Here is a 23,039-nt window from a genome sequence, read left to right on the forward strand (position 1 = left end):
TCGGCACCCAGGGCTTTCTTCTTGAGCGATCAGCCCATGGCGTGGACGTTGGCCAACGCCAATGAGTTACGGATCATTTTGATCCCGTGGGCGGTGCCGACGCTCTCGGGGTGAAACTGCACGCTTTCGATCGGCCGGGTACGGTGCCGCGCCGCCATGTTGACGCCATCGTCCGAGTACGCCGTGGCCACCAATGGGCTTGATGTTTGCGGCTCGGTGATGGCCAGCGAGTGGTAACGCACCACAGTGACGGCCGACGGTACATCCTGGAAAACGCCGCGGCCGTCATGATGCACCTGGGCGTATTTGCCATGCTGGGTGGTCGGTGCACGGCTGAGCTTCCAGCCGAAATGTTCGCCCAGTGCCTGATGCCCCAGGCAGACACCGAAAATGGCCTGCTGCTCATCCATCGCGCGAATGATCTGCGGGTAGCCATGATCTTCGGGAGTGCCCGGCCCTGGACCCAGAACCAACAACTGCGGTTGCCACTGTCGGTATTGGGTGATCGGATCATCGTTGACGCGAACGACCCGGGTTTCTGCACCCACGGCCGAGTAATACTGCTCGATGACATACACAAAGCTGTCAAAGGCGTCGATCAACATCACTTTCATGCGCAGGCTCCCATCGCTCGGGAAAATGACTTGATCTTCGCTCCCGCTTCATTCCATTCATCCTCGGCCTCGGAGTCAGCGACGACTCCCGCCGCCGACTGCAACACATAGCGTCCGGCGTTGCCGACAATGGTGCGGATCGTCAGTGCCAGCACCGCGCTGTTGGGCCCGGTGATATAGCCGACACACCCGGTGTACAGCCCGCGTGCGGTGCCTTCCAGCTCGGCGATGATTTCCATTGCGCGGACCTTGGGTGCGCCGGTCATGGTTCCCGCCGGGAAATTGGCCACGATCAGATCCCAGACATCGCATTGCTCGCGTACCCTGGTTTCCACAGTGGACACCAGGTGCAGCAAGGACCCGTAAGTGTCCTGCTGCATGAACGAACTCACCTGGACGCCCCCGGGAACCGCGCACCGGGCCAGGTCGTTGCGCGCCAGATCGACGAGCATCAAGTGCTCGGCGGCTTCCTTGGGAATCTTGTCCAGCGGACTGCCGCGCTGATCCTCCCGGCTCATGGTGCCGGCGATGGGCCGGACCTGGGCCACGCCGTCCTGCAGGCGGATCATCAGTTCAGGACTGGATGACACGACATGCAGGTCGGCAAGGTCGAGGTAGTACATGTAGGGCGCCGGATTGACCGTTGCCAGACGCTCGTAAAGATCGACCGGAGCAATCGTCGCGCTGGACACGGCACGCCGGCACAACTGCACCTGATAGATGTCACCGGCGCGGATGTACTCCTTGGCCCTTAAAACGGCGGCACAGAAGTCCTCGCGATCAGTGACGTCCTCGATCACCGCGACTTCAGTGCCGAGTCTTGCAACAGGTGCAGTCACCGGCGGATTGCGCAGCACGGCGAGCAGGGCATCCAGTTGCGCTGCCGCGTTGTCGCCGGCATTGAGTACGTCGATCCGCGCCGGACCTTCGGGAGCTTCGTAGCGGACGACATGCCGATAGACCCGCACCACCACCTCCGGGACATCTGGCTCGATGGCAATCTCCGGCAGGTTTTCGACAAACCGCGCGGCGCTGTAGCCCAGCGCCAGCACCAGCGGAAAGCCCTCCGGCAGGGCCAGCGTCTGGGTGACGCGTCGCAGGCGTTCGCACAGGCTCGCCTGCGAATTGTTCAGCAACTGCTCGCACGCGGCCAGGGCCCACTGGAACGGCGCACCGGTCGACAAGTGCCAGGTGTCGTTGACCAGTTTCAACTCCAACAACAGGTCGATCATGAAGGTGGTCTGGTTGCCGTCGACCGGCAGAAAACCCGCACCGGTCTCGAACAATGCCGGGCACGGATACAGCCCCAGCAGGCCTCGCCGCACCTGGGCGAGCGGCGCCGCATCGCTGATTTCGTGGTGCTCCACGCTCCACAGGGGGATGGGTTGTAATGAGCTCACAGGGCGGGCTCCCGTTGATCGCGGATACGTGCGTGCTTCCAGGAAATGTAGGCACCGGTCTCGGTCCTCGGGTCCAGGTTCTGTGCCAGTTGCAATTGGACCGAGGTGCCGAAATGGCCGGCCATCTGCTCCTGTACCTCGGCCAGCGAACGCTCACCGATCCCTGCCACCATCGACACCTCGACATGGTCGCTGCCGTCGCTGGCGGAACAGATCCTGACCTCGTAGCCGGAGACCCACTCGGCCGCCGTCAGCACCGCCGACTCGATCAGAGCCGGGAGTACCTGGCGACCGGCCAGGGTCATCACATCACTCACCCGGCCAAAGACCCGCAGGCAACGCGAACGATTGCCGCATCCGCATTCTTCGGCAGAATGCAGGCGCGCCAGGTCGCCGGTGCGGTAGCGGATCAGCGGTTTGGCGCCGGGTACGAGCATCGTCAGGCACAGCTCGCCGATATCGCCGTCCATCCCGGGCACCGGAAGAATCTCCGCCAGATAGTTGGTCTCGGAAAAGTGCAGGTTGCCGTTCGGGCAACCGGTGGCCACCGCGTGGGCTTCCTGAGAGCCATACAGGCCGTGGGTGCAATGCGCATCCCAGACCCGGGCAATATTGCTCAGCATCTGCGGCGTGCACAGTTCGCCCAACACCATGATCTGCCCGACTGCTGTCGCGCGCGGATCGATCCCCTGACTCACATAGAGGCGGGCCAGGGCCAGCGCGACGGCGGGTGAGCAGATCAGCGAGCGGACACCGAGGTCGTTGATCAACTGGGCGGCTTTGACCAGGCCGACCCGAGGGCTTTCCGGCCATAGCCGTACGTAAGGAATGCCCAGATTGCGGCAGACCTCGCCATAGGTATCGCCGAACGCGTAGAGCTCCGACGGCCCCATGATCGCGGTGAGGGCATGAGTGGTGCCGAAGGTCGACTGATACAGGTCGGCAACAGCCTTCTGCACATAGGCGCCGCTGGTTTCGACATCGATCGCCGCGCGCGGGCAGGGGGTTGGCAGCCCGGTGGTCCCGGTGGTCTCGTAGTACACCGCGATCTGGTCGAACGGCAGGCTGCAGACCGAGCGGCCCACGGCGCGCAGGTCGTCCTTAGTGGTGAACGGTACGCCGTCCAGCGCCGGCAAGGCGCTCGGACTGCCCGCTTGCGAGCGCAGGTGATCGGCATAGAACGCCGAGCGTTGCGCGACATAGCGCAAGACTTCCCCGGCCCGTTGCTGCCCGTTGGCCTGCAGCGTCTGCGGCGTCGTGCGTCCATCCAGGTAGGCGTCCACATCATCCAGCCATTGCTGGTGCAGGTTGTCTCTGATCATGACTGGGTCTCCGCGTTCAGGCACTTGGCGAACTCATCGATGGTCTCGGTGAGCATGAGGTCCTCCAGCTCAATGGGCTGTGACAACCTGGAGCCAAGTTCGACCTTGATCTTCATTGCCGACAGCGAGTCGCCGCCCATGTCGAAGAAGTTGTCGTCGGGCAGTACTGGCTGTCCGAGATGCTGGCTGATCACACCAATCACGATGCGCAGGGTGGATTGCGAAGCCTTGCCATTGGGTTCTTTCATGTCATTCCTCATGGTTTCTCGCAGGGCCAGCACATCCACCTTGCCGTTCTTCGACAGGGGCAAGCGGGGCAACGACTGGACAGTTTTCGGCACCATGTACGCGGGCAGCCGTTGGCTCAGGGTCAACGTGATTGCAGGCGCCAGTCCGGGCTCGCCGACATACACCAGGGCAATCTGTTTGGGATGCCCGTCGGGCCCCGGCAGTGCTATCGCACAGGCCCGCGAGACGCCGGCGCAGGACTCGGCGACGCCCTCGATTTCTCCCAGCTCGATGCGCAGACCATTGAGCTTGATCTGGTTGTCGATACGTCCGAGGATCTCGATTTCGCCGTTAGGCAGGTAACGCCCAAGGTCGCCGGTGCGGTACATGCGCCGCCCGCTGCGCGGGTGCTGGACAAAGGCCTTGCCGGTCAGTTCCGGCTGGCCGATGTAGCCACAGGCCAGGGAAACATCGCTCTCCACCAGCATTTCCCCGGGCACCCAATCCGGGCAATCGGTCCAGTCGTCGGCCACGATGTGGTAGGCAGAGTTACGCATGGGCGCGCCGTAGATCACCGAACGCACTCGCTGGCCTTCTTGTTCGTCGATCTCGTGCAGCACCGACCAGTTGGTGGTCTCGGTGGGACCTCCGCAGGAATACAATCGCGCGTTCGGATACAGCGCCCTGGCGCGTGGCAACAGTGGCAGTGGAATCCAGTCGCCCGCCATGACGATGTTGGCCAGCGAATCCACCGCGCAGAAACTCCGTGCAGTTTCCGCAACACTGCACAGCAGGTCCATGATCGCCGGAACACAGGCCCAGAAGGTCACGCCGTGACGCCGCTGGAGTCGTAGCCAGGCATCGGGGTCCGGGCCCGCCGCCTGAGCTGGCACCACCACCGAGCCGCCGTGCAGCAGGGGGCCGAAGATATCGAAGACCGACATGTCGAAATGCAGGGCGGCAGTGGCCAGATGGCGAGTGGAGGCATCCAGGCCAAAGCGCTCGACGACGTCATAAACGTGGTTGACTACTGCGGCCTCCGGGATCTCGACACCCTTGGGATTACCGGTAGAGCCGGAGGTGAAGATCACATACGGCGAGTAGTCCGCAGCCAGAGGTGCGAGAGTCAGCTCCGTGTGCTCGGCAGTCCAGTAATGCAGGTCCTCATCGGTCAGTACCAGCCGCTGGATCTGCTCCGGCAACGGGGTATCGATACCGGCGATAACCGTGTGCACTCCGGCCTGCGACAGCACTGAACGAATACGCTCGGACGGCAGATCGATATCCACCGGCACATAACCGACCCCGGCCAGCAGGCAGCCATAGACAGCCGCGTAGTGGCCGCTGCCCTTGGGCAGGACGATGCCGACAAAACGTTCATCAGGGTTACGGGTGTGTTGGATCATCTTGCTGATCCGTGCTGCGGCCCGGCCGATATCACCCCAGCTGTAGCTGCGCCGGGTATCGATCACTGCGGTTTCCCCGGCGCGCTCGGCAATCCGTGCCAGTAGCAGGTCACGCAAGTGAACCTGCGGCACGGGGGCCTGAGTCGCGTTTACGGCGCGGCGTGCGTCAATCTGCGCGGCGGGGCGCAGGTCAAGCCAGGTGCGTTGCCAGATCTCGCTGTCGTCGGCCAGTTGCTGCAGCAATGTGCTGAATGCGCCGAACATCGACTCCACGACTTCGGGACGAATGACCCCGGTGAGGTAATCCCATTTGAAGTACAACGTGCCTTCGGATTCGCGCAGTTGCACATCGAGGGTGACTTGCGGTGTCTGCGAGACGCCGTAAACCTCTGGCCCAAGCAGCGCCGCATCATGGCGTCCTGGGTGCCCGAGCAGGCTGGTGAGGACGATCGGCATCAGTGGCGCGCCGCCACTGCGCCGGACCCGGGCCAGCTCGCGCAGCACCTCGACACCGTTGAACAGGCGATGATCCAGTGCCTGCCATATGGCGCCCTGCAGTTGCTGGCCACGAACCTCGAGGGTGTCGGCGGCCGCGGTTTCATAGGGCACCAGCAAGGTGTTGGTGAAGTCACCGACAACCTGGTCGATATCGGCAGTGACGGGCATCCGGTCGGAGACCGGGAAGTTCAGGGTGAAGCGGTCTTCTTCGCTCCAGCAGCGCAACACTTCGCACAAGGCCAGCGCGACCACGCCGGACGGAGAGATGTTGCGCGCCTGCGCCCGGGCCTGCAGTCGCTCCCAGGCATCGACGGCGAGGGTGCCTTCGTGTCGCTCGAAGCGCGACGTGCCGCTGAACTCTCCAGGTTCCAGTTGAGGCAGGCGCGGGGCTGCCGGCAGGTGATTGATCTTCTCCAGCCAGTATTCACGGTCGGCCTGGTACTGGGCGCTCTTGAGCACTTTTTGCCGATAGGCGACGTAGTCATGGAAGCTGGTCTGCAGCACCGGCAGTTGTGGATCATCTTCCAGATACAGATCAATCAGGTCGGGAATGATCACCTGGAAAATCGACCAGGCGTCGGCGATCAACATGTCGATGCACAGATGCACCCGGCTGGCGCTGGCACTGATGCGACTGATGCGGAACTGGAACAGCGGCCATTGCGTGGTGCCGATTTCTTCGTTGGCCATGCGGTCGCGAACCGCATCGATCTCGCGCTCGATCTGCGCGCCGTCCAGAGCACTGAGATCGACATATTTCACCGCTTGCGTGCCGTCGACGTCGCCGATGCTCTGGCGGCCGCTGGCATCGATGGTCATGCGCAGCATTGGATGGCGTTGCACTAGCAACCCCACAGCACGGGTGAAACGCTCGCTATCGAGGGCTTGCACTTCCCACTCGAAATACCCCTGGCAGCCGACGCCGCCGTAGTCGTAGAACGAACCACGACCGATCCACAGCGCCTGCTGACTTTCGTTGAGCTCGAACGGCAGCCATTGCTGCTCTGCCGGTAAGTGCTCGAACGTCGGCAACTGAGTGTTGTGCGAGGCATTGGCCAGGCGCACCAGATTCGCCAGGACCGGCTCCTCGAGGAACGCCCCCATTTGCACATGAATGCCATGCTTGCAGGCCAGTTCGCCGACCATGCGCAAGGCGCGCAGGGAATCGCCACCGGCGTCGAAGAAGCTCGCCTCCAGCATGGCTTCGTCACAGAGCGTCCAGGCCAGCCAGCAGTCACGTACCGCGTGGTCTGCCGGGCTCTGCGGGACAAAAACGGTCTGGTTCGCATCGCGCTCGATCGGGCTGACCTGCAACGCGCTGTAGTCCACCTTGCCATTGCGCCCGAGGGGCAGGGCGCCGGTCACGATCTGGCCGGGTTGGGCGGCCGGGTGCAAGCGCGCGGCCAAGTGCTGGCGAACCCGGGCGACCACTTCTTTGGCACCGGGAGCCAGCTCCAGGAACAATGCCAGCGTCGCGCCGAGGTCATTGCTCAAGCAATTGGCCGCGGCCTTCACCACGCCCGGAACTTGCAGCGCGGTGATCTCCAGTTCAGTCAGGTCGACCCGATGGCCGCGGATCTTGACCACGGAGTCGGTACGGCCAAAGATTTCCACGGTGCCATCGGCCGCCATGCGCGCCCGGTCGCCGGTGCTGTATTGCAAGGCCGACGTGGCGTCCAGAGTGTTGCCACGAAAGGCTTTCCTGGTGTCCTCGGGATTGACATAGCCCACCGACAGCGTTTCGCCGGTGATGATCAACTCACCGACACAACGGGCCGGCAGTTGTTGGCCATTGCGGTCGACCACGTACATCCGGGCGCCAGGAATCGCGCGGCCTACCGAGGGCAGCAAGGTGCGGCGCGGGGCGCTCAGGTCTTCGATGGAGACTACGGCGGCTTCTGCGGAGCCGTAGACATTGATCACCCGGTAGCCGAGGTCGCTCGGCGGCCATTGCTTGCAGCGTTCACCGGCGATCAGCATGGTGCGCAGACCGGTTCGGGTGCTCGTGGCCCACAATGCTTCGGCAATGGAAGTCATGGCCAGTGTGTGGTTCATGTCGCCTTCAAGCAGCCAGCGTGCCAGCAGGTTGACGTCCTGCAGCACCTGGGGCGAAGGGATGCATACCGTGCCGCCGGCACACAGAACCGGCAGCGGGTCGACTTCGACCATCCCGTAGCCGGGCGACGACAGCCATGAGCCGCGGCTATGCTCGCCAAGTCCGGCCTGCTCGATGACAGCGTCGAGGGTCGCGGCCATCCCCCGATAGGACAGGCAAACGGCTTTGGGCCGTCCGGTACTGCCGGAAGTCCCGGCGATAAAACAGGCTTCATTGGTGCTGTCGACCCACTTGCCGTGCTCCCAATCGACGAGGGTAGGACGGACCTGCACCTTATCGATATCCAGCAGCGGAAAGGTCAGCAGCTCGCGCGCGCGTTCGGTGGTGCTGCCGGCGGTCAACACCGCATGCGGACTGCACTCTTCGATGAAGGCACGGATGCGTTCATCAGGATGCGCCGGGTCGATCAGCACGCAGGTACCGCCCATGCGTTGCACGGCGATGATCGCGGCCAGATGCTGCCAGCCGCGTTCCAGGAACAACGCCAGGCGCGGGCTCGAACGGCGGGAGGTGACGCGCTCGCGTATGTGCTGGACCAATGCCTCGGAGGCGCTCCAGAGTTCGGCGTAAGTCAGGGTGCGATCGCTGTTGTCATCGACGATTGCCGCAGCCGAGGGTTTGCTCTGCACATGCCGGTAAATGCGCTCCACGAGAAACTGGCGCTCGACGGCTTCGGCCGGGGCCGGGCAGCCCGGTTGGAGCGCGGGCGCCGGCAGGGCCTTGGAATCAAGCACACGGGCGCAGGCGAAGGCCACCAACTCCAGCAATTCCAGGCTTACCGCCGGGGTCATGTAATCGCTGCGTACCGACAGTTGGCAGCGGCCCTCGTGCACCAACAGCCAGACCGGTGTTTGCGCCGCTGGCAGGTGCTTGCCATCGCTGATCTCGATATCGGCCCGCAATTGCGGCTCGCCATGGGACGCTTCGGCACTGTTGCGCAATTGCGAGATGTAGTCGCGAGCGTCTTCTGCAAGGTTCAATGTCATGCAATCAACGCTGAGCAGTGACGGCTTGGCGTCATCATGGATTGCCAACGTCAGCCGGCCTTCCGGACTGAGCAGGTAGCCCAGAACCGCGGCGACCGTGACCAGGTCATTCATGGTGGCCGTCAGGCCAGCGGGCAAGACGATCTCTTGCTGTTCTCGGGTGTTGTCCGCTGATTGCCCGGCCTGTGGCTGCGCAAACGCGTCCCACAGGCTGCGCTCACTCCCTGACAGCGATTGTGGCGCTTGGGGTACTGATGTCATGTCGTCCCTCATCTTGTTCATGCTTCCCTGTTTTCACGCTGTGAGTTCGTTTTCGATCTGGTGAATAGCCCCGATCTGCTCCGCCAGAACCGTGGCAGCCTCAAGCACGGCTGCACGTTCCTGGTCAGTCAGTGTCGAGGCATCGACTGCGATGACGCGTTTGCTGCCCTTGGCCGCCGTGTGCCAGGTTGCGGCAGCCCGGCCACCGATGAGCACCACCGGCCGGCCGTTACCGGCCGGGTCGTAGCCGCCGATGCGTTCCAGTTCAAGGCAGTCGCGCTGCCTGGAACCGGGCGCATAGCCCATGACCAACGGGTCCCAGGCCGGCAGAAAGCGGATCTGCTTGCTCGCGGGTTTCTGCTCGCGTTGCAGGAACTGCTCAAGACGCGCTTTCCCGGCCTCGCTATGCCACATCTGATCGGCGACCTGGCAGGCTGCGCAGGCTTGAAGCAGCGTGCGCGCGGTGTCCTTTGAAACCGCGAGCCACCAGGCGAGGTCATCGACCGTGACCGGTCCGTAGTGCTCGACGTAGCGCCCAGCGATGTCACGCAGCAACGAGTCGCGGTCCAGTGGCACACCGTCACCCGGCAACAGGCCTTCGGGTGCAGCCGAATACAGCCAGCGATTCGACCAATGATTGGCCGCCGGTATGCGAACCAACGCGCCGTCATAGGTCGCCACTGACGTCAACGCCCGCGCCTGGGGCGCCGGCAGCTCGAGGGCACTGGCGATGTCTTGCAGACGCACGGCGGCGCCTGTGCTCAAAGTGATCAGCGCCGGCAGCAGGCGTCGGTAATCGTCCAGGCCAAGCCCGACGTCCCGTAGCCGCCACTCGTGGTTGGTCAACGGCAGGCGAGTGGCCGCAAAGACGTTGCCTGCCAGCTCGCCGGGCAGCAGGAACTTGGAGCGCCGCATACCCGGGATACGCAACAACTCGCTGTCGTTTTCTTTCGCCAGTACGCTCTTGCGATCGAGGTTTTGATTGCGTGCCATGACCGCCAGCCAACTGGTGGGCCGCGCCGAATAAACGCCGACATAGGCCTGTGCTATCTGTGCCACCGTTGCTTGTGCCAGGCGCTCGAAGTGTTCCGACACCATCCATTCCCGCAGGAGAGTGTCGGTGAGGCCATTGCAGGCAGTTCTAATGCTCATATGATTCTCGATTGGCTCTGGGGCTGCGCTGTTCAGTCTCCGACGACATCGAAGTTGCAACTGCGAGTGGCCTCGACCTGGTACATGTCGGACTTGGTCGGGACGAAGAACTTGCCGTCGTTACCCTCGCGATGGCGTTCCCCAGGCACCGAGACCGGCAGCGCCGGCTGCCCGGTGAGTTGTTCGTAGTCGCGGATCAGACGCGTCATGGACACCATGCGATCGAGCATCCGACGCAGCATCTCCATGCCTTCCTTGTCACCCAGCACTTCGCCTTTCTTGTCGCCCACGAGCATCGCCGGGAAGCCGTAGCCGACCATGATCATGCGGTTGAGCAAGGCGCACTGGAGCATCTGGTTGTAGACCTCGACATGGCCCATGCGCCGACCAGTGACCATGACCCCGGCCACTTTGTTGGTGAGGGTGCGGTCGTGGCGCAGGAACCCGGTGCCGACCCGTTCCAGGAACGCCGACATCAGGGGGGTTGCGCCAAAGCCATGCACGGCACAGGCGAAGATCACGCCATCGCTGGCTTCCATGAGGTGCACGGCGCGCGCGGCGTCATCTTTCTGGGCGCAGGGTTCGTTGCGAAAATTGCAATCACCGCAGGCCCCGCAAGGGTCGATTTTGGCGTTGGCCAATGAGAAAACTTCGAGAATGACATCCTGTTTTTCCAGGTACTCGGCCGCCCACTCCAGCGCCCTGGCATTGTTGCCATCCACCCGTTCCGAGCCATTGATGGCGACATACTTGATCTTGTCCGTCATGGTGCTTCTCTCTCCTTAGAGTTTTACCTGTTCCCGGGCACGACGATCGGCGGACCGTCGTGCCATGCCTCCAGCGCTGCCGGAGACTTTTTTAGCGTGCGAGGTAATCGGCGATCGGATACTTCGCGCAAAGCGCCTCGGCCTCTGCGCAGAATTGCTGGCGCAGGAGCGGATCGAGGGTGAACTCGCTGTCACCGAGCGGCGTCACCGCGTCCAGGATCCGGCAGAGCAGGTCGACGATCTCCCGGCAACCCTGTGGGTCGACATGACGCTGGGCGAGGGCGCCGGTACCGATGCGCAGGCCACTGGTGACGAAGGACGAGCGGGTTTCGCCGGGCACACGGTTCTTGTTGACGACAATTCCACAGTGCTCCAGCGCGGTCTCGGCGATAGCGCCGGTCATCGCTGCACGCAGGCGGATCAGAATGGTGTGGTTCTCGCTGCGACCGCCCACCACTTCATAGTCCCGGGCCTGGAATTCGCTGGCCATTACGTCCGCCGCAGTGCGGATGCGCTGCATCTCGGCATCGAACTCAGGGGTCATGGCGTAACCCAGTGCCGCGGCCTTGGCAGCCATCATGTTGACGGCCGGTGCGCCTTGCATCCGCGGGAACACCGCCAGTTCGAGCACGCGGCTGAACGTCGCTTCACGGCCAGGGACTTTTCCGTGGGCGTCACGGCCCGAGAGAATCAGGCCACCACGCGGGCCGGCGAGCTGCTTGTGGGTACAGGTGGTGGTGACGTGCGCAGCGTCGATCGGGCTCGGATGCCGCCCGGTTGCCACCAGACCGGCAATGTGCGAGATGTCGGCCATCAGGATGGCTCCGGCTTCGTCGGCGATCCGGCGGAAGCGCTCGAAATCCACGACTCTGGAGTAGGCCGTGGCACCGCAGATGATCAGTCGCGGCCGATGTTCCAAAGCCAGCCTGCGGACTTCGTCGTAGTCGATCAGGCCTTCCTTGGTGGTGCCATAGCCGATGGCGTTGTAGTAAGTGCCCGAGAACGTCACGGGGCTGCCATGGGTCAGGTGGCCGCCGTTATCCAGAGCCATGCCCAGCAGCGTGTCGCCAGGCTCGAGCAAAGCCGCGAGTACCGAATAGTTGGCGCTGGAAGCCGAGTGCGACTGCACACCGGCGTACTGCGCAGAGAACAGCTCGCGGGCACGCTGGATCGCCAGAGACTCGACCAGGTCGACGTTCTCGCATCCGGCGTGATAGCGGCGTCCGGGCACACCTTCGGCGGTCACGTTGACCAGCACGGAGGACGACGCGGCCAGAGTGCGCGGCTTGACAGCGCAGCAAGAGGCCACCAGAGAGAGCGTGCGTTGCTGGCGAGCGACCTCGGCGTCGAGGATCCGCGCCAGTTCGGCATCATGTTCCTGCAGATCGGCCAGGCCACGCTTGAGCAGATCAGCCTGGGTCAGAAGTGGTTGATGATTGACTGTCATGACTTGCTATCCCTTCCTTTGGTGTTGTGTGCTGCAAAAGACAGCACGGTTTCCTCGACCTCGTGCGCATGGGTACGCACGAAGTAGTGCCCGCCACCGGCGAGGGTGGCGGCTTGGGTGACGTTGATGAACTTGCCCCATTGCGCCAATACGACTTCAGGCTCGGCGGTGGCCGGATCCTCGTCGCCCAGCAGCACCAGTGCCGATACGCCATTGGCCGGGTACTGCGTCAGGTAGCGATAGGCTTCGCAGGCGATCAGGTGGTCTCTTCGACCGCGAGCCAGCATGCTCTCGACCTGACTGTCGAGCAGTCCGGTGAAGGCCCCCAGCGATCGCAAGTAGTCGGTCCAGATCTGGTCCGAGGTGGTTTCAGCCGCACGAATCGCGGCGTCTGCATCCAGCACCGGGCGCGAGGCGGCCACCACCAGAGCGAGGTGGTTGTGGTGGGCGGCCATGTTTGAGGCAATGCACGCGGCGGTCGCCGCGCCTGCGCAGTGGCCATAGATCACCAGATGGGCAGCGCCGATTTCTTCGATGTCGCTGGCAAGGCTGTCGAGCAGACTTTGAAAATCCGCGGCGTTCTCCACCTCGGTATCACCGAAGTCCACGCCGAACACCTGCACATCCGGATTACCTTGAAACAGATTGCGGTAGGCCGTGGCGTCTCCGCCGCCGAAAGGCACCGCAATCACCGCGGTCGAACCCGCGGCTGCTTGCACGTCGCCAAAACAGACCAGACGTGCGGCTTGTCGGGCGGCGGCGCAGACAATGCGTTGAGCAAGACCCGCTGCCGTCGGGTGCTCGAAAAGAGTCACTATGGGCAAATTGCAAGACAGCCGCGACATCACGCGAATCGCGTCAAAGGAGTCGCCGCCGAGGTTGAAGAAGTTGTCCTCGTGGCCGACACTCGGCAGGTTGAGCACCTCGGCAAAAGTGGCGCAGACGCGAGCCACTTCATCAGCCAGAGCGTGTTCATCAAGCTGGATGTTTTCAGTCATTCCATTCACTCCTATCCATAAATACATCAGCGAGTTCATTGAGCAGATTGGTGGCTGCGCTGGCGTTGCAAAACGGTCCCTCGAGTTCCAGGAGCAGTTGCGAAGCGCCGGTACGCCGTATGTCGATGCCGACCGGAAAAGCGGCACTCATCACGTGTGAAGCCGGGATGCCGCGTCGACCGGCACCATTGATGAACAGCTCGGACGCGCGGCAGCAGGCCAGCGCCTGGCGCGCAGCCGGAGAGCGACGGGCGCATGCTTCAAGGCTGATTTGCCCGGGAAGCACAAGCGCTCCAAGGGTCGCCACGGAGTGTGGAACAAGACCCGTCATCATGCCGATGGCATCCTGCTGGTGAGCCTCGCGCCAGTTGTGCGACGAACACAGGGTGTCGCCCTCGGCGATGACACCGGCCCGCTGCAGGCAGCCCAGGAGTTTCGCCACGGGCGGCTTGTCGGCATTGATCGAGGCGATGTCCAGGGTGCGTTGCAGGCTGATGCGCTGCCGTTGGATGTCGAAGGCCAAGCGCCCGGTTTGCAGCAAACGCACGGGGGTCATGGCGTGCGCCGCAGCGGTCAGCTGCGCGCCATCAACTTCCGCGAGCTGTGCTTGTGCCTGGATGTATTCGCCATGGCGTTCGCGCCCTCGACGCATGCACATCAGGGCCGAGTCGATGTCTTCTGTTTGTAGCTGTCGTGCCAGCACCTCAAGGCTATGTTCGTCGGCCAACCCATGATGGATCGAGACCAGGCAGTGCACTCCAGTGCGGGTGGTCAGGCTGCCGGCGGCAAATAGCGCAGTGCCGGATCTGACAGCCAGCTGAACCTTGCGCAAGGCCTCTGGAGCGCCGTCTCCCCCCAGATCGAGCACTTCAAGATACTGGCCAAGCGCTTCGCCCCATCCAGCGATCACCAACTGACGCAAAAGTCCCAAATCCGGATGGATCGCAGTTTTGACCGGTATGACGATGGAAACTTCCTGAGCGACCCCGGCGTAGATGCCTTGGGCGACCATGGCCTTGGCCTCGACACTCAGCCTGGCATCGGCAAGTGCTTGCGTCATGCTCATCTGCTCGGTCGAATCTTTGGTCGAGCGTTCAACTGTTATTTTTGGCATGTCAGATCCTCGACGCACAGGCAGCAGCCGGCGGCGATCTCGATCCATTGGGGAGCACATTCCCGGGCACTCGCATCTCTCCCGTTCAGCGGGAAAGACATAAAACGCGCACAGGTTTTTGTACGACAGACTCAGTCAGTCATGTCGTAAAAATGTGTCGGTGATTTACTGGCTATGAGCGGGCCAATCAATTTCTAAGGCGCACGCTAAGGAGAGAGCCTGACGTCATCTCGGGCACGGCTCTGAGGGTATGGGAGTTATTGCTTACAGCAGTTCGCTCATGGGATGAGGTGCTGAAAGCCGGGGACACAAGCGAGTGCGGCAGGCATCGAGCCACAGTCATGTCGGCAGAGAAAAACATTTAGCCATTCCTTAGCTTTGGTCGAAAAGTGTCGCCTCTTGGCGATCTCAATAATGCATCCTTTGACACGGCTCCAAACTCGTCCTTATGGAGCCAAGGAACCCCTACGCGTCATGCGGAGTAACCTTAGTCGGAAATGTCGTAACCGCAAGTAAGATTTTTCCGATTATTAAGAATAATTGTCGGACGATCTGGAACTGCGGTTCAGCAGTGGAGAACAAACAGGGGTTGTTGTCAGTGCAGTATTGGAGGAGTGGTTCAACGGTGAAGTGCGCTACGGCCCGGTAACAGGCCGCAGCGCCGAGGTGAGGGGAGAGATAGAGGGAAGGGTTCAGCCGTGAATATGTTCAGCCGCATGCATGGCCAGGTAGGCATCCAGCTTCTTGTCGTTCAAACCCAAGGTGTCGAGAATTTGCGCCATGAAACTGACCGGCGCGCTGCCGGGAGCCGTGACCACACCCTGGTCGGCAACGGCGTACGGTACGTCCTGGTAATAATCTGCTCCGCGATAATGCACCTGCTTCAGGTTGTCAACGGAATTGGAGGTGTGCTGCAAGTGATCCAGCACTCCAGCCTTGGCCAGTACGCGGGTACCGTCACAGATTCCCGCCACGACGATGTTCCTGTCGTGGGCCTCACGGACCAGCGCCTCGATGGCGGGTGCCTTGTCTGTTTTCCAGATCGGGCCTCCCGTCACAATCAGCAAGTCGACATCGTCCAGCCGAATGGCCTCGATGGCCAGGTTGGGGATGATGGTCATGCCTCCGGATGATGTCACTTGCTTGCCACCGGGAGCGGCAAAACAAGTCTCGAAGCCATAGTAGGCGCGGCCCGTGGAGTTGATCAGCGCGGGCTCCCAGTCAGAAAAATTCTCGGTGAGAATAGTAACGGCACGTACCATTTGAGTGTCCTTCTCAAGTTTCCATGATAATCAGCAGCAACCTGCCCAGCAGGGTTGTCCTGGTGGGCATGGCCGTCGAGTGTAGACGCCAGCGGGGCTGATGAATGATGTGGCTGAGTATTGGCAGTGTGTGTTTCAACTGACAATGACAGTGATCAACGCGGCGGCATATTCAGGCGTGAAACGTTGAGAGGGTGTTTCGGTACGCTGCGCAGCCCGCCGTTCTTACCTGGGAGACTTAAAGCCAGACGCCCAGGTTCAAACAGGCTCCATTCGGGAAAACTGGCTTCTCAACCACGTATAGAGTTGCGAAACGGCAGGAGAAATCTGCTTGCGGTGCGGACAGACCATGCTTAACGGCGAAGCGTTGCCCGGATGATCCGCCAGCAACACGACCAGTCGCCCGGCGCTCACGTCAGCGCTGACGTCCAGCCTGTTGGCGCCGGCGCCGAATTGACCCAGTTGCCGAGATATCACTGACCCGGGCAGACTCCTCGATAACCACTACTTTTACTGGATTTGTGTTGACTTGAGGGTGGGTTAATCGCACGTCAGCACGTGGGTCAATTCAGCGTTGGCGTTAACACCCGTGCGCTTATCAATTCTAGAAAGATTGTCGAATGGCGAAGATAAACAGGCAGTCTGCACATCCTTCAAAGTTACGATATCAACAATAAATAAGTTACTGCGTTCCGAACCGCATATTCGAGAGCTGTGGATGGCTCAGAGGAAATCGTCTAATACGAATGCTTACAGACAGGCATGGCTATCGGCGATGGAATCTTATCCTGACTTTGGTGTTAAACGAGTGCGCTCGTATATTCCTCACGCATATATCTGGCTCTATCGTAATGACCAGCTATGGCTAAACTCACAGATAGAGCAACTTCCCAGCGACCGGCGAGGAAATCATTCGAACATAGATTGGTTGAAACGGGACGCTGAATTATTCGAATCCATTCAGTGAGTTGATCGATACGCTTGTAGGTCTCATAGAGCGAAATCAGGTCTCCTTGTACCATGACGTCCAAAGGCGAACGACCGTCGAAAAACGCGTTGCCGTTTGGAATCCCTGGACAGTTCGTAACATTCGCCTGGTTGGCAAAAACCGTCCGCAGCGTGGCGTGGATGCGCAGGATAAGCCCGATTCGCTGCTGGTCGACGTCCAAACTGAGGGCGGTGCGTATTTCCTCTTCGGCGCGGCGGAGGGTAGAACGAGAAATTCGCAGGATCTTACAGGCGTGCCCAGGCGACGCCTGCCAGCCGCGGATTATCCGAAGAACAGTCTTGAGTCCTACCGTAGCCTGCTCTTGGGTTAGCTACTGGACGCTCATCACACTCTTCAATTAAGGTTTGTGGTTAAGTCTATCTCTGGCTCTCTGAGCTGTCAGAGGCAGCTCACGCCCGTCGACGCCACCATCGGAATTCCGGGGAGTGGTGCGACTGTGATCGGCTTCAGGTCATTCAGCCTACCTGTAGGGTGCGGGAGGTTGTAGCACGGGTAGATTTTTTGGCGCCGGCAGCAGTAACCGTCAGCGCTAGTGTGCTCGCCCGAGTGCGGACTGGGATTTGGACAGGACCAATATCCCACGCCGTGCTCATAGTTTTCATCGACAAAATGGGCTGACTCGCTGCCGCCTGATTGGTAGGTGCACCACAGTGAGTCGGCAGCCCGACCGCCCTGCGCCAACGATCTGAGGTCCGCTGCAAAGTCATCACAGCTCTCATACACCCCCACCACCGCATCGCAAATCCGAGCATTCACGTTGGCCATAATTTGGTCCCTGCCACCGGTCCGCGTGGCCTCCAGCGCGTTGCGTAACATCCCCAACTCGTCGTGCAGGGACTCCATTTTTGCAGCTGCTGCACCTTGCATATCTGGGATGAGTGCAGCGGCTTTCTCCCAAGCAGCGTCGGCCGCATGCACATTGGAAATGTGACGGGTTGAGGTGCAAAGCTGGTGGTAGATCTTTGCGCGACGAAATGCCGTGGGATCTTCATTGGGTACCGTAGGTGTGTCAGCGAGGTGCCGGCCGCGGCACTTTCTCCACATGACATCGAGGTCATGCCCCACGCGGTTGAAAGGCTTATCACAGAATGGGCACTGATGATGGAGGACTGCGTTGTGCTTGAAGCATACGGTCGCATAGGGGGCGACGTACCGCCGCCAGTAGGAGAAGCCGCGAACCTTCAGGTCCTCACGGACACATTCTGGACAGAACGAGGCATCCCACACGCTGAAGCGTTCACCTTCAGAAATGTACTGCTTTCCTGAGTAGGCGTGGTCCCAATGTCCTTTGAAGACGTGAGTCGACGCCATCATGGTGTGGCTGTGAACTAACCGATTGAAGCCGTAGCATCCTGACCAACCCATGGCCTCCGCGAGCCTTTTCACATCAATGGTTTTCAGCACGTGACGAGTAGCAAGCTGCTGGAAGGTGGGGGGAACGTTGATGTGCCAGCTGAGAAGAAGGTTACGCCGCACGTATGACGCGAGCGATTCATCGGGTTGTATTTGCAATGGCATTGAGGAGCGCCGAAGCAAGTTGCGTGAGAGGCAACGGTGAGGAAGGAAGACCGTCTCGAGAGAGGAAGTCAGGCGCGGCTCCCTCCCTCTGCGACAGTCTTTAATCTTTAGCGACAGTTTTTAATCTTCAAGATCAGTATCGTGCCCCTGCGTCTTTCGAATTACTCCACCGTCACCGACTTCGCCAGGTTCCGCGGCTGGTCAACGTCCGTGCCTTTCAACACCGCCACGTAGTACGACAACAACTGCAGCGGGATGGTGTAGAGGATCGGCGACAGGATGTCGTGGATATGCGGCATGTGCACAACGTGGGTGCCTTCGCCATTGGTCATGCCAGCTTTTTCGTCTGCGAAGACGATCAACTGGCCGCCACGGGCGCGGACTTCCTGGAGGTTGGACTTGAGCTTCTCCAGCAGTTCGTTGTTCGGCGCCACGGTGACCACGGGCATGTCGTTATCCACAAGCGCCAACGGGCCGTGCTTCAGCTCGCCCGCCGGGTAGGCTTCAGCGTGGATGTAGGAGATTTCCTTGAGTTTCAGGGCGCCTTCCATCGCTACCGGGAATTGCGCGCCACGACCGAGGAACAGGGTGTGGTTCTTCTCGGCGAACAGTTCGGCGATTTTCTCCACGGTGCTGTCCATGGCCAGGGCTTCGCCCAGACGGGTTGGCAGGCGACGCAGTTCTTCAACCAGGGTCGCTTCGACGCCTTTGGCCAACGTGCCGCGAACCTGACCGAGGGACAGGGTCAGCAACAGCAAACCGACCAATTGAGTAGTGAACGCTTTGGTCGAGGCCACGCCGATTTCGCGACCGGCCTGGGTCAGCAGGGTCAGGTCGGATTCACGCACCAGCGAGCTGATGCCGACGTTGCAGATTGCCAGGCTGGCGAGGAAGCCCAGTTCCTTGGCGTTGCGCAGGGCGGCCAGGGTGTCGGCGGTTTCGCCGGACTGGGAGATGGTCACGAACAGGGTGTCTGGCTGGACCACGACTTTGCGGTAGCGGAATTCGCTGGCGACTTCGACCTGGCACGGGATACCGGCCAGTTCTTCCAGCCAGTAACGGGCAACCATACCGGCGTGGTAGCTGGTGCCGCAGGCAACGATCTGCACGTTGCGCACTTTGGCGAACAACTCGGCAGCTTGTGGGCCGAAAGCTTGTACCAAGACACCGTTGGGGCTCAGACGACCTTCGAGGGTGCGTTGAACCACGGCCGGTTGCTCGTGGATTTCTTTGAGCATGAAGTGGCGGAACTCGCCTTTGTCGGCTGCTTCGGCGCCGTCACGATACTGCACGGTTTCGCGCTCAACGGCTTGGCCGTTCACGTCCCAGATGTGCACGCTGTCACGGCGAATTTCGGCAATATCGCCTTCTTCCAGGTACATGAAACGGTCGGTGACCTGACGCAGGGCCAACTGATCGGAAGCGAGGAAGTTTTCACCCAGGCCCAGGCCAATCACCAACGGGCTGCCGCTGCGCGCTGCTACCAGGCGATCCGGCTGATCGGCGCTGATAACGGCCAGACCATAAGCACCGTGCAGCTCTTTGACGGTGGCTTTGAGGGCCACGGTCAGGTCGCGCATGTCCTTGAGTTTGTGGTTCAGCAGGTGAGCGATGACTTCGGTGTCGGTGTCGGAAGTGAACACGTAACCCAGTGCTTTCAGTTGTTCGCGCAGGGCTTCGTGGTTTTCGATGATGCCGTTGTGCACCACGGCCAGGTCGCCGGAGAAATGCGGGTGCGCGTTGCGCTCGCACGGCGCACCGTGAGTGGCCCAACGGGTGTGGGCGATGCCGAGGCGACCAACCAGCGGTTCGGCTTCAAGGGCGATTTCCAGCTCGCTGACCTTGCCTGGACGACGCATGCGCTCAAGCTTTTCATCGTTGGTGAAGACCGCCACACCGGCGCTGTCATAGCCACGGTATTCCAGGCGCTTGAGGCCTTCGAGCAGGATGGCGGTGATATTACGTTCTGCAACTGCGCCGACAATTCCACACATGCTATTTCTCCTGACTGACAGCCGCGCAAATCAAATTGATGCCGCGGGCCTGAATCTGATCGCGTGCCGCAACCGGCAGGCGTTCATCGGTAATAAGGGTATGGACGCTGCTCCAGGGCAGTTCCAGGTTGGGAATCTTGCGGCCGATCTTGTCGGCCTCCACCATCACGATCACTTCACGGGCGACATCAGCCATAACCCGGCTCAGCCCCAGCAATTCATTGAAGGTGGTGGTGCCGCGAACCAGATCGATGCCATCGGCACCGATGAACAACTGGTCGAAATCGTAAGAGCGTAATACCTGCTCGGCGACCTGCCCCTGAAAGGATTCGGAATGCGGATCCCAGGTGCCACCGGTCATCAACAGCACCGGTTCGTGTTCGAGTTCGCTTAATGCATTGGCAACGTGCAGGGAATTGGTCATCACCACCAGACCCGGCTGCTGGCCGAGTTCCGGAATCATGGCGGCGGTGGTGCTGCCGCTGTCGATGATAATCCGCGCATGCTCGCGAATCCGCGTAACGGCGGCACGGGCAATGGCTTGTTTGTATTTGGAGACCGGTTGGCCGATATCGGCGACCAGTTCCTGAGGCATGGTGATCGCTCCGCCATAACGGCGCAGCAACAGGCCATTACTCTCAAGCGCGGCCAAATCCTTGCGAACCGTAACTTCCGAAGTTTCGAAGCGCTTGGCCAGCTCGTCCACACTGACTTCGCCCTGCTCAGTAAGCAAAGCGAGGATATTGTGGCGGCGTTGGGGTGTATTGCGTTTCGACATGAGCGGGTAAGTTTCGATTCGAAAGATAACGGAAGCAATCAAAACCTATCGGCGAAATTTCGTCAAGCCTGCGCAAGAAAAATTCTGTGGATAAAAGCATCGCGGGCAAGCCCGCTCCCACAAGGTCCAATAAAAACTTTGTAGGAGCGGGCTTGCCCGCGATTACAACTGATCAGGTTGTGAATAACTCAAGCCTGAGAATCCATTGTGGATAACTCAGCTCTTCTTGATCTTCACAGGCCGTTTCCAGCCATCAATGTTCTTCTGACGAGCCCGACCCACCGCCAACTGTGCGTTATCCACATTCTGGGTAATGGTCGAACCGGCCGCGGTGGTCGCACCGGAAGAGATATCCACAGGCGCCACCAACGAGTTGTTGGAACCAATGAACACATCCTCACCCAACACGGTTTTCCATTTGTTGGCGCCGTCGTAATTGCAGGTGATGGTGCCCGCACCAATGTTGGTGCGCGCGCCGATCTCGGCGTCCCCAAGGTACGTCAGGTGACCAGCCTTGGCGCCTTCACCCAGATGAGCATTTTTCAACTCGACAAAGTTACCCACATGCGCGCGCGCCTCAAGCACTGTACCTGGACGCAGGCGTGCGAATGGACCGGCATCGCTGCCTTCGCCCAGAATCGCGCCTTCGATATGGCTGTTGGCCTTGATCACTACGCCTTTGCGCAGGGTGCTGTCCTTGATCACGCAGTTCGGGCCGATCACCACGTCATCTTCAATGACGACCTTGCCTTCGAGGATCACGTTGATATCGATCAGCACGTCGCGGCCAACGGTGACTTCACCGCGTACGTCGAAACGGGCCGGGTCACGCAGGGTCACACCTTGAGCCATCAAACGGCGACCGGCGCGCAATTGATAGTGACGCTCGAGCTCGGAAAGCTGCTTGCGATCGTTGGCGCCCTGCACTTCCATGGCGTCATGGGGTTGCTCGGTGGCCACCACCAGACCATCGCTGACCGCCATCGCGATCACGTCTGTCAGGTAGTACTCGCCCTGGGCATTGTTGTTAGAGAGACGGCTCATCCAACCGCCCAGTTGCGCGAAAGGCAGCGCCAGGATGCCGGTGTTGCCTTCGGTGATTGCGCGCTCGGTTTCGTTGGCGTCTTTCTGCTCGACGATGGCCGTGACCTTGCCGGCGGCATCGCGGACGATGCGGCCATAACCGGTCGGGTCGTCCAGCTCAACGGTGAGTAAGCCCAGTTGCTGTGCAGCGACTTTCTTCAGCAGACGTTGCAGGGTTTCGACTTCAATTAACGGTACGTCACCGTACAGGATCAGCACGGTGTCGGATTCGATGAACGGCACAGCCTGAGCCACCGCATGACCGGTACCCAACTGTTTGTCCTGCAGGACGAAATTCAGATCGTCCGCCGCCAGGCGCTCGCGCACCGCTTCGGCGCCATGGCCAATCACCACGTGGATGCGCTGTGGATCAAGTTGTCGGGCGCTGTGGATAACATGGCCAAGCATCGAATTGCCGGCAATCGGGTGCAGGACTTTTGGCAATGCCGAACGCATGCGAGTGCCTTGGCCGGCAGCGAGGATAACGATTTCAAGAGACATGACTGGCTACCAATCCTGGGTGGTCAGCGGCTGCGACCAGTTTATGAAAGTCGGAAAAGAAAAAAGGGTAGCCGAGGCTACCCTTTTTAATCAATCGCGCAACAAGCAATGGCCTATTAGTGGCCAAACTTCTTGCGGATCTGCTGGACGGTGCGCAGCTGAGCTGCAGCCTCGGCCAGACGTGCGGCAGCAGAACCGTAATCGAATTCCGCGCCCCGCTCATGCAAGGCCTTCTCGGCAGCCTTAACGGCTTCCTGAGCGGAGGCTTCGTCCAGGTCGGCAGCACGTTGCACGGTGTCGGCAAGAACCTTGACCATGTTCGGCTGAACCTCGAGGAAACCACCGGAGATGTAATACACCTCCTCTTCCCCGCCCTGCTTGATCAGGCGGATCGGACCCGGCTTGAGATTGGTGATCAGCGGCGCGTGACCCAAGGCGATACCAAGATCACCCAGTGCACCGTGCGCAACCACCATCTCGACCAGACCGGAAAAGATTTCTCCTTCCGCGCTGACGATATCGCAATGGACTGTCATAGCCATCTGATTGCCTCAACCTAAATGAGCGCCCGTTGCCGGGCGCCGG

At 60.8% G+C, this 23,039-nt stretch carries 16 protein-coding genes and 2 pseudogenes; 1 reads left to right on the forward strand and 17 read right to left on the reverse strand.

All coding sequences use genetic code 11. The annotated features are described in order from the left end of the window. Window positions 1-29 precede the first annotated feature (29 nt). The 11 genes and pseudogenes from ACYZT8_RS29920 to ACYZT8_RS29970 all read right to left on the reverse strand — a co-directional run. Window positions 30-614 carry an aminodeoxychorismate/anthranilate synthase component II gene (locus ACYZT8_RS29920; RefSeq protein WP_461978091.1) on the reverse strand — a complete coding sequence of 195 codons (585 nt, stop codon included), beginning with the start codon at window positions 612-614 and terminating at the stop codon, window positions 30-32. After that, on the reverse strand, window positions 611-2,014 hold the full coding sequence (locus ACYZT8_RS29925; RefSeq protein ID WP_403100005.1) for an anthranilate synthase component I family protein: 1,404 nt from the start codon (window positions 2,012-2,014) through the stop codon (window positions 611-613). The genes ACYZT8_RS29920 and ACYZT8_RS29925 overlap by 4 nt, the downstream gene beginning before the upstream one ends. After that, window positions 2,011-3,336 carry a phenylacetate--CoA ligase family protein gene (locus ACYZT8_RS29930; RefSeq protein ID WP_403100006.1) on the reverse strand — a complete coding sequence of 442 codons (1,326 nt, stop codon included), beginning with the start codon at window positions 3,334-3,336 and terminating at the stop codon, window positions 2,011-2,013. The genes ACYZT8_RS29925 and ACYZT8_RS29930 overlap by 4 nt, the downstream gene beginning before the upstream one ends. Next, window positions 3,333-8,831, reverse strand: coding sequence for an amino acid adenylation domain-containing protein (locus ACYZT8_RS29935; protein ID WP_461978093.1), 5,499 nt, complete (start codon window positions 8,829-8,831; stop codon window positions 3,333-3,335). Before ACYZT8_RS29935 ends, ACYZT8_RS29930 begins: the two co-directional genes overlap by 4 nt. Before the next feature lie 33 nt (window positions 8,832-8,864). Next, complete coding sequence (locus tag ACYZT8_RS29940) at window positions 8,865-9,983, reverse strand: DNA glycosylase AlkZ-like family protein (RefSeq protein ID WP_461978095.1); 1,119 nt, start codon at window positions 9,981-9,983, stop codon at window positions 8,865-8,867. A 32-nt stretch (window positions 9,984-10,015) separates the two neighbouring features. Next, complete coding sequence (locus tag ACYZT8_RS29945) at window positions 10,016-10,750, reverse strand: flavodoxin family protein (RefSeq protein WP_461978097.1); 735 nt, start codon at window positions 10,748-10,750, stop codon at window positions 10,016-10,018. Between the two features lie 91 nt (window positions 10,751-10,841). Continuing rightward, window positions 10,842-12,197 (reverse strand): serine hydroxymethyltransferase, encoded by a 1,356-nt coding sequence (locus ACYZT8_RS29950; protein WP_461978099.1) that lies wholly within the window; start codon window positions 12,195-12,197, stop codon window positions 10,842-10,844. After that, window positions 12,194-13,195, reverse strand: a complete 1,002-nt coding sequence (locus ACYZT8_RS29955; RefSeq protein ID WP_461978101.1) for a phosphopantetheine-binding protein — start codon at window positions 13,193-13,195, stop codon at window positions 12,194-12,196. The genes ACYZT8_RS29950 and ACYZT8_RS29955 overlap by 4 nt, the downstream gene beginning before the upstream one ends. Next, the gene (locus ACYZT8_RS29960) at window positions 13,188-14,309 is read right to left on the reverse strand and encodes a hypothetical protein (protein ID WP_461978103.1); all 1,122 of its coding nucleotides are present in this window, start codon (window positions 14,307-14,309) and stop codon (window positions 13,188-13,190) included. Before ACYZT8_RS29960 ends, ACYZT8_RS29955 begins: the two co-directional genes overlap by 8 nt. 692 nt (window positions 14,310-15,001) lie before the next feature. Next, window positions 15,002-15,571: a type 1 glutamine amidotransferase family protein gene (locus tag ACYZT8_RS29965; RefSeq protein WP_461978105.1), complete on the reverse strand. Its 570-nt coding sequence runs from the start codon at window positions 15,569-15,571 to the stop codon at window positions 15,002-15,004. Between the two features lie 258 nt (window positions 15,572-15,829). Next, window positions 15,830-16,003: pseudogene (locus ACYZT8_RS29970) on the reverse strand (LysR family transcriptional regulator); the annotation flags it as partial. A gap of 157 nt (window positions 16,004-16,160) precedes the next feature. On the opposite strand from ACYZT8_RS29970, the gene ACYZT8_RS29975 reads away from it, so the two are divergent. Continuing rightward, the gene (locus tag ACYZT8_RS29975; protein ID WP_461978107.1) at window positions 16,161-16,538 is read left to right on the forward strand and encodes a TnsD family Tn7-like transposition protein; all 378 of its coding nucleotides are present in this window, start codon (window positions 16,161-16,163) and stop codon (window positions 16,536-16,538) included. Here the strand turns inward: ACYZT8_RS29975 and ACYZT8_RS29980 are convergent. The 6 genes and pseudogenes from ACYZT8_RS29980 to ACYZT8_RS30005 all read right to left on the reverse strand — a co-directional run. Further along, a pseudogene (locus ACYZT8_RS29980) lies at window positions 16,537-16,845 on the reverse strand (hypothetical protein); the annotation flags it as partial. The gene ACYZT8_RS29975 and the pseudogene ACYZT8_RS29980 overlap by 2 nt on opposite strands. A gap of 113 nt (window positions 16,846-16,958) precedes the next feature. Further along, window positions 16,959-18,098, reverse strand: coding sequence for a TniQ family protein (locus tag ACYZT8_RS29985; protein ID WP_461978109.1), 1,140 nt, complete (start codon window positions 18,096-18,098; stop codon window positions 16,959-16,961). A gap of 161 nt (window positions 18,099-18,259) precedes the next feature. Then, the gene (gene glmS, locus ACYZT8_RS29990) at window positions 18,260-20,092 is read right to left on the reverse strand and encodes a glutamine--fructose-6-phosphate transaminase (isomerizing) (RefSeq protein WP_461978111.1); all 1,833 of its coding nucleotides are present in this window, start codon (window positions 20,090-20,092) and stop codon (window positions 18,260-18,262) included. A gap of 1 nt (window position 20,093) precedes the next feature. Next, window positions 20,094-20,870 (reverse strand): DeoR/GlpR family DNA-binding transcription regulator, encoded by a 777-nt coding sequence (locus ACYZT8_RS29995; RefSeq protein WP_461978113.1) that lies wholly within the window; start codon window positions 20,868-20,870, stop codon window positions 20,094-20,096. A gap of 216 nt (window positions 20,871-21,086) precedes the next feature. Next, window positions 21,087-22,454: a bifunctional UDP-N-acetylglucosamine diphosphorylase/glucosamine-1-phosphate N-acetyltransferase GlmU gene (gene glmU / locus ACYZT8_RS30000; RefSeq protein WP_461978115.1), complete on the reverse strand. Its 1,368-nt coding sequence runs from the start codon at window positions 22,452-22,454 to the stop codon at window positions 21,087-21,089. A 116-nt stretch (window positions 22,455-22,570) separates the two neighbouring features. After that, a complete protein-coding gene (locus tag ACYZT8_RS30005) occupies window positions 22,571-22,996 on the reverse strand; it encodes a F0F1 ATP synthase subunit epsilon (RefSeq protein ID WP_010465460.1) in 426 nt (141 codons plus the stop codon). Between the last annotated feature and the right edge of the window lie 43 nt (window positions 22,997-23,039).

Source organism: Pseudomonas sp. LB3P93, assembly GCF_054898025.1.

Excerpts from the sequence above, each read along its gene's own strand:
- ACYZT8_RS29920 (WP_461978091.1), bottom strand. The coding sequence starts at position 614 with ATGAAAGTGATGTTGATCGACGCCTTTGACAGCTTTGTGTATGTCATC.
- ACYZT8_RS29930 (WP_403100006.1), bottom strand. The coding sequence starts at position 3,336 with ATGATCAGAGACAACCTGCACCAGCAATGGCTGGATGATGTGGACGCC.
- ACYZT8_RS29935 (WP_461978093.1), bottom strand. The coding sequence starts at position 8,831 with ATGACATCAGTACCCCAAGCGCCACAATCGCTGTCAGGGAGTGAGCGC.
- ACYZT8_RS29940 (WP_461978095.1), bottom strand. The coding sequence starts at position 9,983 with ATGAGCATTAGAACTGCCTGCAATGGCCTCACCGACACTCTCCTGCGG.
- ACYZT8_RS29945 (WP_461978097.1), bottom strand. The coding sequence starts at position 10,750 with ATGACGGACAAGATCAAGTATGTCGCCATCAATGGCTCGGAACGGGTG.
- ACYZT8_RS29950 (WP_461978099.1), bottom strand. The coding sequence starts at position 12,197 with ATGACAGTCAATCATCAACCACTTCTGACCCAGGCTGATCTGCTCAAG.
- ACYZT8_RS29955 (WP_461978101.1), bottom strand. The coding sequence starts at position 13,195 with ATGACTGAAAACATCCAGCTTGATGAACACGCTCTGGCTGATGAAGTG.
- ACYZT8_RS29960 (WP_461978103.1), bottom strand. The coding sequence starts at position 14,309 with ATGCCAAAAATAACAGTTGAACGCTCGACCAAAGATTCGACCGAGCAG.
- ACYZT8_RS29965 (WP_461978105.1), bottom strand. The coding sequence starts at position 15,571 with ATGGTACGTGCCGTTACTATTCTCACCGAGAATTTTTCTGACTGGGAG.
- ACYZT8_RS29985 (WP_461978109.1), bottom strand. The coding sequence starts at position 18,098 with ATGCCATTGCAAATACAACCCGATGAATCGCTCGCGTCATACGTGCGG.
- glmS (WP_461978111.1), bottom strand. The coding sequence starts at position 20,092 with ATGTGTGGAATTGTCGGCGCAGTTGCAGAACGTAATATCACCGCCATC.
- ACYZT8_RS29995 (WP_461978113.1), bottom strand. The coding sequence starts at position 20,870 with ATGTCGAAACGCAATACACCCCAACGCCGCCACAATATCCTCGCTTTG.
- glmU (WP_461978115.1), bottom strand. The coding sequence starts at position 22,454 with ATGTCTCTTGAAATCGTTATCCTCGCTGCCGGCCAAGGCACTCGCATG.
- ACYZT8_RS30005 (WP_010465460.1), bottom strand. The coding sequence starts at position 22,996 with ATGGCTATGACAGTCCATTGCGATATCGTCAGCGCGGAAGGAGAAATC.